At 72.8% G+C, this 13865-nt stretch carries 12 protein-coding genes and 1 pseudogene; 2 read left to right on the top strand and 11 right to left on the bottom strand.

The features are described from left to right. Position 1: 1 nt before the first annotated feature. The 5 genes from BLV72_RS06390 to BLV72_RS06370 form a co-directional block, all read right to left on the bottom strand. Entirely contained in the window at positions 2–406 is a 405-nt protein-coding gene (locus BLV72_RS06390) for an ectoine synthase (protein ID WP_020872270.1), read from the bottom strand. A gap of 40 nt (positions 407–446) precedes the next feature. Next, entirely contained in the window at positions 447–1709 is a 1263-nt protein-coding gene (gene ectB, locus BLV72_RS06385) for a diaminobutyrate--2-oxoglutarate transaminase (protein ID WP_093460853.1), read from the bottom strand. Between the two features lie 91 nt (positions 1710–1800). After that, positions 1801–2361, bottom strand: a complete 561-nt coding sequence (ectA, locus tag BLV72_RS06380; protein ID WP_093460852.1) for a diaminobutyrate acetyltransferase — start codon at positions 2359–2361, stop codon at positions 1801–1803. 319 nt (positions 2362–2680) lie between these two features. Continuing rightward, positions 2681–3496, bottom strand: coding sequence for a hypothetical protein (locus BLV72_RS06375; RefSeq protein ID WP_093460850.1), 816 nt, complete (start codon positions 3494–3496; stop codon positions 2681–2683). Continuing rightward, positions 3496–4077 (bottom strand): SigE family RNA polymerase sigma factor, encoded by a 582-nt coding sequence (locus tag BLV72_RS06370; RefSeq protein WP_244321375.1) that lies wholly within the window; start codon positions 4075–4077, stop codon positions 3496–3498. The genes BLV72_RS06375 and BLV72_RS06370 overlap by 1 nt, the downstream gene beginning before the upstream one ends. Positions 4078–4447: 370 nt before the next feature. Between BLV72_RS06370 and BLV72_RS06365 the strand changes: the two genes are divergently transcribed. Then, positions 4448–5557, top strand: a complete 1110-nt coding sequence (locus BLV72_RS06365) for an amidohydrolase family protein (RefSeq protein ID WP_208905561.1) — start codon at positions 4448–4450, stop codon at positions 5555–5557. A 316-nt stretch (positions 5558–5873) separates the two neighbouring features. Beyond that, entirely contained in the window at positions 5874–6770 is an 897-nt protein-coding gene (locus BLV72_RS06360; protein WP_425288506.1) for an SCO1860 family LAETG-anchored protein, read from the top strand. A gap of 385 nt (positions 6771–7155) precedes the next feature. Here the strand turns inward: BLV72_RS06360 and cobC are convergent, their stop codons facing one another. The 6 genes and pseudogenes from cobC to BLV72_RS06330 all read right to left on the bottom strand — a co-directional run bounded on the left by cobC (position 7156) and on the right by BLV72_RS06330 (position 13860). Continuing rightward, positions 7156–8271 (bottom strand): Rv2231c family histidinol phosphate aminotransferase CobC, encoded by a 1116-nt coding sequence (gene cobC, locus BLV72_RS06355; protein ID WP_093460845.1) that lies wholly within the window; start codon positions 8269–8271, stop codon positions 7156–7158. Continuing rightward, on the bottom strand, positions 8261–9097 hold the full coding sequence (locus tag BLV72_RS06350; protein ID WP_093460844.1) for a sirohydrochlorin chelatase: 837 nt from the start codon (positions 9095–9097) through the stop codon (positions 8261–8263). Before BLV72_RS06350 ends, cobC begins: the two co-directional genes overlap by 11 nt. Before the next feature lie 144 nt (positions 9098–9241). Next, positions 9242–9622 (bottom strand): annotated as a pseudogene (locus tag BLV72_RS06345) (cobalamin biosynthesis protein); the annotation flags it as partial. A 67-nt stretch (positions 9623–9689) separates the two neighbouring features. Continuing rightward, positions 9690–11129 carry a cobyrinic acid a,c-diamide synthase CobB gene (locus BLV72_RS06340; RefSeq protein WP_093460841.1) on the bottom strand — a complete coding sequence of 480 codons (1440 nt, stop codon included), beginning with the start codon at positions 11127–11129 and terminating at the stop codon, positions 9690–9692. Further along, the gene (cobO, locus tag BLV72_RS06335) at positions 11123–11719 is read right to left on the bottom strand and encodes a cob(I)yrinic acid a,c-diamide adenosyltransferase (RefSeq protein WP_014059794.1); all 597 of its coding nucleotides are present in this window, start codon (positions 11717–11719) and stop codon (positions 11123–11125) included. The genes BLV72_RS06340 and cobO overlap by 7 nt, the downstream gene beginning before the upstream one ends. Then, positions 11719–13860 (bottom strand): putative cobaltochelatase, encoded by a 2142-nt coding sequence (locus BLV72_RS06330; RefSeq protein WP_093460840.1) that lies wholly within the window; start codon positions 13858–13860, stop codon positions 11719–11721. The genes cobO and BLV72_RS06330 overlap by 1 nt, the downstream gene beginning before the upstream one ends. Between the last annotated feature and the right edge of the window lie 5 nt (positions 13861–13865).

Here is a 13865-nt window from a genome sequence, read left to right as displayed (position 1 = left end):
ATCATGCCTCCTCGGTCTCGGTGATCAGCGGGTATACGCCGTTCTCATCATGGTCCTCCCGTCCCGTGATCGGCGGGTTGAATACACAGACGCACCGGAAGTCCGTTTTGGGGCGCATCGTGTGCTTCTCATGCCCGTTCAGCAGGTACATGGTGCCGGGCGTGATCCAGTGCTTCTCACCGGTCTCGTCGTTGGTGAGCTCGGCCTCACCCTCGACGCACAGCACCGCCTCGATGTGGTTGGCGTACCACATCGACGTCTCGGTGCCCGCGTAGAGGATGGTCTCGTGGAGCGAGAAGCCGACGCCCTCCCGGGCGAGCACGATGCGCTTGCTCTCCCAGGTGCCGGACTTGGACTTGATGTGCCTCTCGGTGTCCTCGATGTCCTTGAAGGATCGGACGATCACGGTGAGTTCTTGCCTTTCTCTTCTCTGCGGTACGGGAGGGTCATGCGGTCTCGCGGACCGCGCGGGCAAGGGTCCGCAGCCCCTCGTCCAGGTCTTCGGGGGAGATGGTCAGCGCGGGCAGCAGCTTGACGACCTCGCTCTCGGGGCCGGAGGTCTCGACCAGCAGGCCGAGTTCGAAGGCGCGCTTGCAGACCGCCGAGGCGCGCGGCTTGTCCTCGAACTCGATGCCCCAGACCAGGCCACGGCCGCGGAAGTGGGTGCCGGACTGCTCCTCGCAGATGGCGCGCAGGGCCTGCTCGACCTGCTCGCCGCGGGCGAGGGTCTGCTTCTCCATCTGGCCGTCCGCCCAGTAGGTGTCCAGGGTGGCGGCGGCGGTGACGAACGCGGGGTTGTTGCCGCGGAAGGTGCCGTTGTGCTCGCCGGGCTCCCAGACGTCCAGCTCGGGCTTGAAGAGCGCGAGCGACATCGGCATGCCGTAGCCGCTGATGGACTTCGAGACGGTCACGATGTCCGGGGTGATGCCCGACTCCTCGAAGGAGAAGAAGGCGCCGGTGCGGCCGCAGCCCATCTGGATGTCGTCGACGATCAGCAGCATGTCCTGGCGCTCGCACAGCTCGGCCAGGGCGCGCAGCCACTCGGGCCGGGCCACGTTGATACCGCCCTCGCCCTGCACGGTCTCGACGATCACGGCGGCGGGCTTGTTGAGTCCGGAACCCTGGTCCTCCAGCAGCCGCTCGAACCACAGGAAGTCCTCGACCGTGCCGTCGAAGTAGTTGTCGAACGGCATCGGGGTGCCGTGGACCAGCGGGATGCCGGCGCCGGCGCGCTTGAAGGCGTTGCCGGTCACGGCCAGCGAGCCCAGCGACATGCCGTGGAAGGCGTTGGTGAAGGAGACGATGGACTCGCGGCCCTTGACCTTACGGGCCAGCTTCAGCGCGGCCTCGACGGCGTTGGTGCCGGTCGGGCCCGGGAACATGACCTTGTAGGGCAGATCGCGCGGGCGCAGGATGTTGTTCTGGAACGACTCGAGGAACGCGCGCTTGGCCGTGGTGGACATGTCCAGGCCGTGAGTGACGCCGTCACGCTCGATGTAGTCGATCAGCGCCCGTTTCAGTACCGGGTTGTTGTGGCCGTAGTTGAGCGACCCGGCTCCGGCGAAGAAGTCGAGGTAGGTGTGGCCGTCCTCGTCGAACATGTGGCTGCCCTGCGCACGGTCGAAGACGGCGGGCCAGCCACGGCAGTAGCTGCGCACCTCCGACTCCAGGGCCTCGAAGACGCTCAGGGCGGGCGGGGTGATGGTCACAGCGTTCTCCTGGGAGAGGGGTGTGAGGGGGGTGAGGGGGAGGATCGGGGTGATCAGGGTGTGATCAGGGTCGGGGTGTGATCAGGGGAGATCAGGTCCGGTCCGCGCGCGGTCCGAGCGGGCCGAGCGGACCGATGCGGTAGAGGACCTCGGGCTCGTGCCCACCGTCGGGGAAGAGACCGCCGTGGAAGAGCACCTCACGCTCGAGCGGCGCTTCATGCCGTTCGGCGAACGAGGTGAACAGCCGGTTCGAGGCGGTGTTGTCAGGGGTGATCGTCGTCTCGATGCCGCGGACGCCCGCCGTGGCGACCCGGGCGACCAGCCCGTCCAGCAGGGTGGCGGCCAGTTTGCGGCCACGCCAGGCGTGGTCGACGGCGACCTGCCAGACGACGAGGGTCTCGGGGCGCTCGGGACGGACGTAGCCGGTGATGAAGCCGACCGGTCCGCCGTCGGCGTCGCGCGCCACTACGGATGTGGCGGCGAAGTCGCGGCACCACAGGAGGTAGCTGTAGGAGGAGTTGAGGTCCAGGGTTTTGGAGTCGCGGGCGATTCGCCAGATCGCGGCTCCATCCTCGACGCGCGGTGTGTCGAGGGTGAGGCCCTCCGGCAAATCCAATTCGCTACGGACTAGGTCTGCTTGTGCGGCGGTCATGCAAATTCAATTTACCCAGCAGAATCAGAAAATGCATCGCGGTGGGGGGTTACGTGGAGGGGGGTCGATGTGTTATCACGCGGGAGCGCGCGTGCGCGCGGCCGTTGGCCGAAACGCGGTAATTTGTAGGGGAGTTACTCGGGCGAAGCGGATCGCGTGTGGGGTCCGTCACATATATGTAACCGGCCGATGACCGTCTTGAATTACGGGACCAGGAACCCGTGGAAAATTTTTTGTTTAGGAATCGCAATGGCGGGCAGACGAATGTGGAAGCAGTAGCGGAAAAACGCGAAGAATTTCTGGCCACGCTGCCATGAATTCAATCCCCCACGGTGAACCGAGGGAAGTCGCCCCGCACCGCGAAGGCCCCGGAGGCGCCGTTCCCCGAGGCCGAGTACGCGTCCCGGCCGGCGTCCCGGTCCCCCTCGGCGTGGTTGTACTGCCCCGCGAAGACATGCCGGCCCGCGGGCACGGTGGCGCCCTTCCGGAGCGTCCAGCGGTAGACCAGCACACCGTCCTCGACGCGGGTGGCGGTGGTCACATCGCCGGTCGGCAGCGAGCTCCAGGACCCGGTGGACAGCACATCCCCGGTGTCCGCGACCCGTAGCTCCACCGTCAGCGAGGTCAGCGGCCTACCGATGGTGAGCGTGATGTCACTCTGCGCCCAGTACGGATTGGAATGGGCGTTGATGGCGCCCTTGGACCGAACAGTCGGCTCGGCGAGATGGTTTGGACCGGCCGCGGTGGGATAGGCGCTCGGCGTGTGCCGCTCAGCATCGCTCTGCGATCCGGCGCCCGGCTCCTCGCCGGGTCGCCTCTCCACGCCCGCGCCCGCCGGAGGCGCGGCAGGCTCGCTCGAGGTGCGCACCGTCTGCGGCCGCTCGGCACCGTCCGTGGCCACCACCGCGATCCCCGTCGCCGCGACCGCCGCGGCCAGCCCGGCGACCGGGCCCACCAGCCGCGGCGCCCAGGTCCGGCGCGGGCTCGTCCGTGCGCCCCGGCTCCGGCCGTCGGCCGCCATGCCCGCCGTGACCCGGGCCAGCATCCGGATCCGGTCCGGCTCATGGGAGGCGGCGGCCGTACGCAGCTCGGCGACGACATCGCGGCCCTCGGAGCGCTCGCGATGCTCGATCATCAACTGCCCCCTCCTGCATGCCCGGCGTGGCCCATGTGACCCGAGTGGCGAGCGGGCCCAGTGTGGCCCGTCTGGCCCGTGTTCCCAGAGCGGAGCGTTCGTACCGTCTGCTCGGCCTCCGTCGCCCCGGGCAGCTCGCCCTCGCCGTCCGGAGGGCCGAGCAGCCGCTCCAGCTCGGCGATTCCGCGGGAGGTCTGGCTCTTGACCGTGCCCACCGAAATGCCGAGCGTACGGGCCGTCTCCCGCTCGGAGAGGTCGAAGGCGTGCCGCAGCACGACGCATGCGCGCTTGCGGAACGGCAGCCGGACCAGCGCGGCCTGTACATCCACCACGGCGGAGACGTCCGGATCGTCCACATGGTCGGAGCGCTGCGAGGAGAAGAGCGCCACCCGCCGCCGCTCGCGCACCAGACTGCGGATCCGGGAGCGGGCCAGATTGGCGACGACGCCCCGGGCGTACGCGGCCGGGTGGTCGGCGGCCCGCACCCGGTCCCACTGGTGCCAGACCGCCACCAGCGCGTCGGCCGCCAGGTCGTCCGCCCCGTCGGAGCTGCCGAGCAACAGATGGGCGAGGCGGGCCAGTTCGGCGTGGTGCCGCTCGAAGAAGTCCCGGAATTCGGCCTGTGGGTCGGCGGTGTGCGGGTCGGCCTGGGCCTGTGGGCCGGTCTGTGCGTTGGCCTGGGCCTGTGGGCCGGTCTGTGCGGCGGTGTGCGGGCGGGGCCGGGCGTCGTCGGCCGATAAGCCGTCGGGGTCCTCCGGTGTGCCGGGCGCTCGCGCGCTGCCCGCGGCGGCCGCGTCATCGGCGGGAGCGTTCACGAGGACCTCCTCACTGCCGCTCCTCCGGTGGGTTGCGTGAGCGTAGCAGCGCTGCGCATGTTGTTCGAGTGGCGCCGTTCCAGCTCCTGGGAATTGGCCGGTCAACGCCCTGCCCCGGTCTCGTACAGTGCGTTGCATGAGGGATAGCGCGGTGCTCCACATCAAGGGCCGGGTCCTGGTCGGACCGGACGCCGGCGACGCTGCCGGGGACGTCCGGGACGAGCTGTGGGTGGTCGACGGCAGGATCACGTTCGAGCGGCCGGCCGGGGCCAGGGACATCCGGCTGGTCGAGGGCTGGGTGCTGCCCGGCCTCGTCGACGCCCACTGCCATGTCGGACTCGACGCCCATGGGGCGGTGGACGATTCGACGAGCGAGAAACAGGCGCTGACCGACCGCGACGCCGGGGCGCTGCTGCTGCGGGACGCCGGATCGCCGGCCGACACCCGTTGGATCGACGACCGCGAGGATCTGCCCCGCATCATCCGGGCCGGCCGCCATATCGCCCGCACCAAGCGGTACATCCGCAACTACGCGCATGAGATCGAGCCGGAGGACCTGGTCGCCTATGTGGCCGCGGAGGCGCGGCGCGGCGATGGCTGGGTGAAGCTGGTCGGCGACTGGATCGACCGGGAGACCGGCGACCTGGGCGCCTGCTGGCCGAGTGGCGCGGTCGAGGCGGCCATCGCCGAGGCGCACCGGCTGGGCGCGCGGGTCACGGCGCACTGTTTCGCCGAGGAGAGCCTCGCGCCGCTGGTCGAGGCGGGGATCGACTGCATCGAGCACGCCACCGGGCTCACCGAGGAGACCATCCCGCTGTTCGCCGAGCGGGGCGTGGCGATCGTCCCGACCCTGGTCAACATCGCCACTTTCCCCCGGCTGGCGCTGGGTGGCGAGGTGAGGTTCCCGCGCTGGGCCGAGCATATGCGGCGGCTGCACGCGCGCCGGTACGAGACGGTGCGGGCGGCCTACGACGCGGGCATCCCGATCTACACCGGCACCGACGCGGGCGGTGGCCTGGCCCATGGGCTGGTCGGGCAGGAGGTGGCCGAGCTGGTGAAGGCGGGCATCCCGGCGCGGGACGCGCTCTCGGCGGCGACCTGGGGCGCGCGGTCCTGGCTCGGACGGCCGGGACTCACCGAGGGGGCCTCCGCCGATCTCGTCGTCTATGACGCGGATCCGCGCGCCGATGTGCGGGTGCTGACGACGCCGCGGCGGGTGGTGCTGCGAGGCCGCGTGGTCGGCTGACGGGGCGCGGGGACGGGCTGACCGGGCACGGGGCGCGCGCTGATTGGTCGCGGGCGCGGGCTGGCTGGGTGCGTGAACGGGTGGGGCAGGGGGGCCTGAGGGGGCTCCTGAAGGGAACGCGGCTCGAACGCGGCGGCGAACCACACCCTTTGGGATGAACGGACATCATGTGTCTGCCTGTTTACCCTCAGTGCGCAAATATGGCGTGGTCGAGGCCGTCGGCGCCCGTGGAGTCCCCCGCGGCAGGCGCCGGCGGCTCCATGTCTCCTGTGGGGGTCAAACTCACGTGTCCTGTTCCAGTAACACCTACTTCGGCATGCCCACCCGCCGCCTGTCGGCCGCCACTGCCGCTGCCGCGGTCTCCGTCCTGGGCCTGCTGCCCGCGGCGACCGCGCAGGCCGACACCGGTGCGACCACCGGTAAGGCGGGTGCGGTCGTGCTCCGCACCGATCTCGATGTCTCCCTGCTCAACAAGACCGTCACGGCTCCGCTCTCGGTGGTGCTGAACGAGGTGCACGCACCCGCGACGGCCAGCAAGACGGCGCTCACCGCGACTCTGGACGGCGTGGACGGGGGCCGGCCGTTCAGTGTGCTGCGGGCCGATGTGGCCACCGCCCGGGCCGCCGCGGACAAGCAGCGCGCCGAGGGGTACTCCAACCTCGTCAACGCCAAGGTCCACGTCCCGGGTCTGGCCGGGGTGCCGCTGATCTCGGTCGAGCAGGTGACCTCGAAGGCGGTGTGTGCCGCCGGGAAGCGGCCGACCGCCCAGTCCAACCTGCTCGGCAGCGTCAGCGTGCTCGGCAGGAAGGTCACTCTGAGCACGAGCGGCACCACCACGGTCGATGTGCCGACGCTCGGCCAGGTCCGGCTCGATCTGTCGCGGACGGCCACCACCTCGCGCACGGCGGCGGCCACGGCCCTCAACCTGAAGGTCTCCGTGAACCCGCTCAAGCTGAACGTGTCCGAGGTCGAGGGTCAGGTCACCCTCGCCCGGGCGACCTGCGAGGCGCCCGTCGCCGCGGCGGTCCAGCCCAGCCCGAGCGTGGGCCCGCAGACCACGCCCGAGCCGAAGCCGGAGCACCTGGCCGAGACCGGTGGCAGCTCGGCCACGCCGTATCTGGTGGGCGGCGGCGCCCTGCTGCTCGCCGTGGGCGGCGGGGCCGTCGTCCTGGCCCGCCGCCGGCGCGCCGGCGCCGGCGGCGACGCCGGCTGACGTCTGAGGGCTGACGTCTGACGCTTGACGTCTGACGTCTGACGCTTGACCTGGCCTGGCCCGTTGGGTCCGGTGCCCGTGCCGTGCCCAACGGTTCGGGTGCCGGGCCTGGGGCGGGCGCCCGGGGTGCGGCATGGGGCCGGGCCGCGGGTGCCGGGCCACGGCGTGCCGTCGGGTCCGGCCGCGGGTGCCGGGCAGGGTTACGACATCGGCCCCCGGGCTCGGGCGTTGGGCCGGGGCCCGGCATCGGGCGCGGGCGCTGGGCCCGCGCCCGGACTCGGGCTCGGGCTCGGGCTCGGGCAAGCGTGCGTGACCGCGCACCGCTCCAGGCGGTGCGCGGTCTGGCGCGTGATCAGGCAGTGCGGTGCGCGGTGTGGCAGCGCGCTCAGACGGCCGATTCGGCGATGGCCTTCGTCAGGGCGATGACGAAGCGGTCCGTCGTGGCGCGGTCGCGGACGGCGATCCGGAGCCAGTCCGGGCCGAGGCCCGGGAACGTGTCACCGCGGCGGACGGCGAAGCCCAGCTCGCGCAGCCGGGTACGGATCGCCACCGCGCCCGGCAACTGGATCAGCAGAAAGGGTCCGGCCGCCGGGCCGCACACCCGCACCTCCGCCAACCCGGCCAGCCGATCGGACAGATGGGCCCGGTCGGCGGCCGTACGGTCGGCGGCACGCGCGGCCTCGGCGAGGGCGGACGGGGCGCAGCACGCCTCGGCCGCCGTCAGGGCCGGGCTGGACACCGGCCACAGCGGCTGGACCCGCTCCAGCGCCGTGACGGTGTCCGGCTCCGCCAGCACATAGCCGATCCGCAGCCCCGCCAGACCCCAGGTCTTGGTGAGGCTGCGCAGCACCACGAGCCCGGGCACATCGGTGCGGTCCGCCAGCGACTCGCGCTCGCCCGGGACGGCGTCCATGAACGCCTCGTCCACCACCAGCGTCCGTCCCGGCCGGGCGAGACCGGCCAGGGCATCGGCCGGGTGCAGCACGGATGTGGGGTTGGTGGGGTTGCCGATCACCACCAGATCGGCGTCCTCCGGCACCGCGTCCGGGGCCAGCCGGAAGCCGTTCCGCTCCTCGAGGATCACGCGCTCCACGGTGTGCCCCGCGTCCCGCAGCGCCGCCTCCGGTTCGGTGAACTGCGGATGCACCACCACCGGCCGCTGAGCCGAGATGGCACGGGCGAGCAGGACGAACGCCTCCGCGGCGCCCGCCGTCAGCAGCACCCGGCCGGCCGGAAGCCCATGGCGCGCGGCGACGGCCTTCCGCGCCGTCCGCCCGTCCGGATAGGCGGCCAGCCCGTCGAGGGAGTCGGCGATTCGGGCCATGAGCCAGTCCGGTGGCGTACCGGCCCGGACGTTGACCGCGAGGTCCGTCAGGCCGGCATCGGCACCCCGCACCTCCGCGTCCCCGTGATGCCGCAGATCGAACCCGGCGGAGACGCCAACGGCGGCCGGGGCGGCGGACCCGCTCGTGGGCGGGCCCGCCGATGGATCAGTGGACATCGGCGTGAGTATCAGGATGCGCCAACGCATGGGCCTCATCGCCGAACCCGGCGCGCCCGGCCGTGTCGGCCACCTCCTCATAGCGCTCCATGACGAGGTCCGCCAACTCCTTTGCCGGGCCGATGACATCGGCGGAGACCACCTCGACCTCGGGGTAGGCGAGCGCCCAGCCCTCCGCCTGCTGCCGCACCCGCTCCAGGGTGTCACCGGCGAACAGGAAGTACGGCAGCACCACGACCCGACTGGCCCCCAGCTTGGCGCAGCGGTCCAGGCCCGAGGCCACATCCGGTGCGGCGAGCGAGGAGAAGGCCACCTCGACGCCCGCGAAGCCACGGCCCTCCCACAGCAGCCGGGCGGCGCGGTGCACCTCGGCGTTGGCCTCGGGGAGCGGCGAACCGTCGCCCACCAGCAGCACGGTGGTCTCCGCGCGGTCCGACGGCAGCCGGGGCCGGTTGCCCAGCGCCTCGTCGAGCCGCCGCTCCAGCACGCTGAGCAGCGTGCGGTGCGGCCCGAGCGGCCGGGCGGAGGCGAACGAGGCGTCGGCATGCCGCTCCGCCTCCTGGGCCAGCGCGGCCGCGATGCCGTCTCTCGGGGGAGCCGCCGGGACCAGCGTCAGCGGGACGACCGCGAAGCGGCTCACCCCATCGCCGACGAGCCGGGTGACCGCGTCGGACAGCGGGTGGCTGCCCGGTCCGGTGAGGCCACCCGCCACGGGCAGATCCGGGTGGCGTGCGGCCAACTCCCTTATGAATGCGTGAAAGGCGGTGGCATGCCCTTCGTCTCGCGTGCCGATGCCTGCGAGGAGCAGGGCGGGCGGGGTCGTCACGAGGTCTCCTTGGTGCAGGTGGTGCGGGTGTCACGGTCAGCAGGGGGCGGCGGGCTGTTCCGCCCCGAGACGTTACTGACCTGCGTCGGGACGGTCGACGGCAGGTCTTCGCTGCCCGGCCTGCCCGGATTTGGCCGCGGCCGGGCGGCGAGCGACGGCGCAGGTGGCCATTCCGGGGCGACCGTGCGGCGCGGACTTCCGCTTGGCGACCAGCAGTTCGCCGCCAGGTCCGGCGGCCAGCAGCGCGGCCGCCTCGGCGACCCCGGCCGTGCCCACGGCCGCGAGCGGCACCGCGGACGGGTTCGGCACCTCCACCGCGGCCAGCGCCGCCGCCGGGTATCCGCACAGCGGCACCCCCAGCCGCTCGGCCGCCGTCAGCAGTCCCGTCTCCCCGGCCTTGGCCTCCACGGTCGCCAACTCGGCCACGCCGCTCGACGAAAGGCCCGCCTCCGCCAGGACCGTCTCGACCAGCCCGATCACCTCGCCGACGGACACACCCCGGCTGGCCCCGACCCCGACGACGAGCGGTGCCCCGGGCAGGGGACACGCCGTGCCCCGGCCGATGACCTCCACGTCAGCTCACCGCCTCGGCTCAACCGGCAGGGGACACACATCTGTCGGCGAACCGGGCCGCCGCGCCTGGGACCGAGGCCCAGTGCACATGCAGATAGGAGGCATGCACATTTCCCTGTGCGAACCCTTCGGTACGACGCTCCGGGTGGACGAGCCCCCAGGCGGGCTCCGCCCCCGCTCCGGGCACGATGGTCGTGCGGTGGAACTCATGGCCGCGCACCCGCGTCCCCGCAGCGGCGAGTGCGGTGTCGGAGATGGCCACGGCCTCACGGTAGCCCAGCGTCAGACGTTCCGACATCCGTGCCTCGGCGGCCAGCACCCCGCACATCGGCTCCCCGTCCAGCGAGCGCGCCAGATACAGCAGTCCGGCACATTCGGCGGCGATGGGCGCGCCGGACGCGGCGAGCTCGGCAACGGCTGCCCGCAGCGGCTTGTTCGCGGACAGCTCGGGGGCGTACACCTCCGGGAACCCGCCGCCGATCACCAGACCGCCGGTGCCTTCCGGGAGGCGCTCGTCCCGCAGCGGATCGAAGGGAACGACCCGCGCCCCGGCCGCCGTGAGCAGCTCGGTGTGCTCCGCGTACGAGAAGGTGAACGCGGCCCCGCCCGCCACGGCGACCACCGGCCGCGCCGCGCGGTCTCCCCGGCCCCCGGCACCGGGGGCGGCCTCCACCGCCCGACGTATCTCCTCCTCCGGATCCCAGACCGGCTCGGACAGGGGCGGTGCGCCGCGCGCCAGCGCCAGCAGCCCCTCGAGATCGCAGCCCTCCCGCACCCGCGCTGCCAGCGCGGCCGCCGAATCCACCGCCTCCGCTTGGCGCTCGGCCACCGGCACCAGACCCAGATGGCGGCTCGGTGCCCGCACCTCCCGCATCCGGCGCAGCGCGCCGAACACCGGCACTCCGCACCCCTCCAGCGCCTCGCGCAGCATCGCCTCGTGACGGTCCGAACCGACCTTGTTGAGGATCACCCCCGCGACCCGCACCTCGGGGTCCCAGGAGGCGAAGCCATGCACCAGCGCGGCCACCGACCGCGATTGCGACGACGCGTCCACCACCAGCACCACCGGTGCCCGCAGCAGCTTGGCCACATGCGCCGTCGAGGCCAGCTCGCCCTGTCCGGCCGCCCCGTCGAAGAGGCCCATCACCCCTTCGACCAGGGCCAGATCGCAGCCCGCCGCCCCGTGCAGGAACAGCGGGGCGATCCGCTGCGGACCGCACAGATAGGCGTCCAGATTCCGGCCCGGGCGCGCGCCCCCGGCCCGGGACCGCCCGGCCGAGGAGGCGGCCGAGGAGATCGCGAGCGCGTGATAGCCAGGGTCGATGTAGTCCGGGCCGACCTTGTGCGGGGACACGTCCAGACCGCGCTCCGCGAAGGCGGCCATGAGCCCCGCGGTGACCGTCGTCTTCCCGCTGCCCGAGGCGGGCGCCGCGATCACCAGACGCGGGACACTCACCACTCGATGCCTCGCTGGCCCTTCTGACCGGTGTCCATCGGATGCTTGACCTTGGACATGTCGGTGACCAGGTCGGCGAAGTCCACCAACTGCGCCGGTGCGTTACGCCCCGTGATGACGACGTGCTGCGTCCCGGGCCGGTCCCGCAGCACCGACACCACCTCGTCGGGGTCCACCCAGCCCCAGTGCATCGGATACGCGAATTCGTCCAGCACATAGAGCCGGTATGTCTCCGCCGCGAGATCGCGCTTGACCTGCTCCCAGCCCTCGCGTGCGGCCTCCTCGCTGGAAGCCATGTCGCGCTGGACCCACGACCAGCCCTCGCCCATCTTGTGCCATGCGACGGTCCCCCCTTCGCCCGAGTCGCCGAGGACGCGCAGCGCACGCTCCTCACCGACCCGCCATTTCGCGGACTTTACAAATTGGAATACACCGACCGGCCAGTTTTGGTTCCATGCCCGCAGCGCCAGCCCGAACGCCGCGGTCGACTTGCCCTTGCCCTGACCTGTGTGGACGAAGACCAGCGGGCGGTTGCGGCGCTGGCGGGTGGTCAGCCCGTCGTCCGGGACGACGGTCGGTTGTCCTTGCGGCATCAGGCGGCCCTCCGAGGGTTCGATACGGTTCGTACATCGCGCACCAGCGCGGTCACGCTGTCCGCGCGCAGTTCGTCGAGTGTCACCGGCGTGGCCCGCAGTTCGCGGGCGAGCGCGCCCGCCAGCCCCAGCCGCACCGGCCCCGACTCGCAGTCCACCACCACCGAGGCGACCCCGTCGCCCGCGAGCATCCGCGCCGCGCGCCCGGCCCGCTCGACCGACGTGGGCCCGCCGGACCGCTTCGCCTCCGTGGCCCGTCCGTCGGTCACCACGACCAGCAGCGGACGGCGCGAGGGATCCCGCAGCCGCTCCACCCGCAGCACCTCTCGCGCCTTCAACAGCCCGGCCGCCAGCGGCGTACGGCCGCCCGTCGGCAGCCGCTCCAGCCGCACGGCCGCCGCGTCCACCGACGAGGTGGGCGGCAGCGCCAGCTCGGCGTCCGCGCCCCGGAAGGTGATCAGCCCGACCTTGTCCCGTCGCTGGTAGGCGTCCAGCAGCAGCGACAGCACCGCGCCCTTGATCGCGCTCATCCGTGTCCGCGCGGCCATCGAGCCCGACGCGTCCACCACGAACAGCACGAGATTGCCCTCCCGGCCCTCGCGCACCGCCTCGCGCAGATCGTCCCGGCGCACCAGGAGTCCGGGACCGCGCCGCCCGCGCGCCCGCTGGTGCGGGGCGGCGGCCCGGACCGTCGCCGTCAGATGCAGCGCGGAGAGCGTCCCCCGCGGGCGGCGCGCCCCGGTGGTGCGGCCGTGCTCGCTGCGGGCGCGCGACCGGCGTCCGGCCGCGCCCTCGCCCAGACCGGGGACGTCGAGCCGCCGGGTCCGGAACGGGTCGGCGGCGCCCACGGCCGCCCGCTCACCCCCGGCTCCACCAGGAGCTTCGTCCGCCCCGCCGTCGCCATCGGCCCGGGCCGAGTCGGTCTCGCGGTCGGCCGTCTCGTGCTCACCCGTGCGCTGGTCGGGGACGGACGGCTCGGGTGCGGTGGGCGGCGCCTGCTCCCCCGCTCCGTCGCCCGAGTCCTCCTGGGGCCCGCCTCCGGGGTTGTCGGGGCCGCCCGGGCCGTCCGGCCCGTCGTCGGGGCTGTCGGGGCCCTCCGGGCCCTGGTCCGGATCCGGCTCCGGCTCGTCCTCCTCGAACTGCCGCAGGATCTCGTCGAGTTTGTCCTCGTCGAGCCCCGGCGCGTCGAACGGAGCCCGCCGCCGGCGGTGGGGGAGCGACAGCAGCGCCGCCCCCCGGACGTCCTCGGTCCGCACGTCGGTGCGCCCGGCCCAGGCGGCCAGCGCGGTCGCCGTACGGGCGGTCACGATGTCCGCGCGCATCCCGTCCACCTCGAACCCGGCACACACCGCCGCGATCTGCCGCAGCGCGCGATCGCCCAGCCCCACCCGCGGCAGCAGGGCGCGCGCCGCCGCGATGCGCTCCCGCAGCGCTTCCTCGTCCGCCGCCCAGCGCGCCGCGAACCCCTCGGGATCCTCGTCGTACGCCAGCCGCCGCCGCACCACCTCGACCCGCTCATCGGTGTCCCGGGACGCCGCGACCTCCACTGTGAGACCGAAGCGGTCCAGCAGCTGCGGCCGCAGCTCGCCCTCTTCCGGGTTCATGGTGCCGACGAGGAGGAACCGCGCCGCATGCCGTACGGACACCCCCTCGCGCTCCACGTAGGAGGCGCCCATGGCGGCCGCGTCGAGCAGCAGGTCGATCAGATGGTCGTGGAGCAGGTTGACCTCGTCGACGTAGAGCACCCCGCGGTGGGCGTCCGCGAGCAGTCCGGGCTCGAACGCCTTCACGCCGTCCGACAGCGCCCGCTCGATGTCGAGGGCGCCGACCAGGCGGTCCTCGGAGGCGCCCACGGGCAGTTCGACCATCCGAGCGGGGCGCGCCTCGCCGGTGTCCGGCTCATGGGGTCCGTCCGGGCAGGACGGGTCGGGCGCGGCCGGATCGCAGGAGAACCGGCACCCGGCCACCACGTCGACCGGCGGCAGCAGCGCCGCGATCGCTCTTACGGCGGTGCTCTTGGCCGTGCCCTTCTCCCCGCGCACCAGCACGCCGCCCACGGCGGGTGAGACGGCGTTGAGGAGCAGGGCGAGCCGCAGACCGTCCATGCCGACGATCGCGCTGAAGGGGTAGGTGGTGGTCACGCGGC

The sequence above is a fragment of the Streptomyces melanosporofaciens genome, assembly GCF_900105695.1.
In the GTDB taxonomy this organism is placed as follows: Bacteria; Actinomycetota; Actinomycetes; order Streptomycetales; family Streptomycetaceae; genus Streptomyces; species Streptomyces antimycoticus.
The sequence above is the reverse complement of the archived record's forward strand: the minus strand, read 5'-3'. Positions and strand labels throughout refer to the sequence as shown.

Coding starts and splice junctions, on each gene's coding strand:
- BLV72_RS06365 (WP_208905561.1), top strand. CDS start 4,448: ATGAGGGATAGCGCGGTGCTCCACATCAAGGGCCGGGTCCTGGTCGGA.
- cobO (WP_014059794.1), bottom strand. CDS start 11,719: ATGCCGCAAGGACAACCGACCGTCGTCCCGGACGACGGGCTGACCACC.
- BLV72_RS06375 (WP_093460850.1), bottom strand. CDS start 3,496: ATGATCGAGCATCGCGAGCGCTCCGAGGGCCGCGATGTCGTCGCCGAG.
- cobC (WP_093460845.1), bottom strand. CDS start 8,271: ATGTCCACTGATCCATCGGCGGGCCCGCCCACGAGCGGGTCCGCCGCC.
- BLV72_RS06360 (WP_425288506.1), top strand. CDS start 5,874: ATGCCCACCCGCCGCCTGTCGGCCGCCACTGCCGCTGCCGCGGTCTCC.
- ectA (WP_093460852.1), bottom strand. CDS start 2,361: ATGACCGCCGCACAAGCAGACCTAGTCCGTAGCGAATTGGATTTGCCG.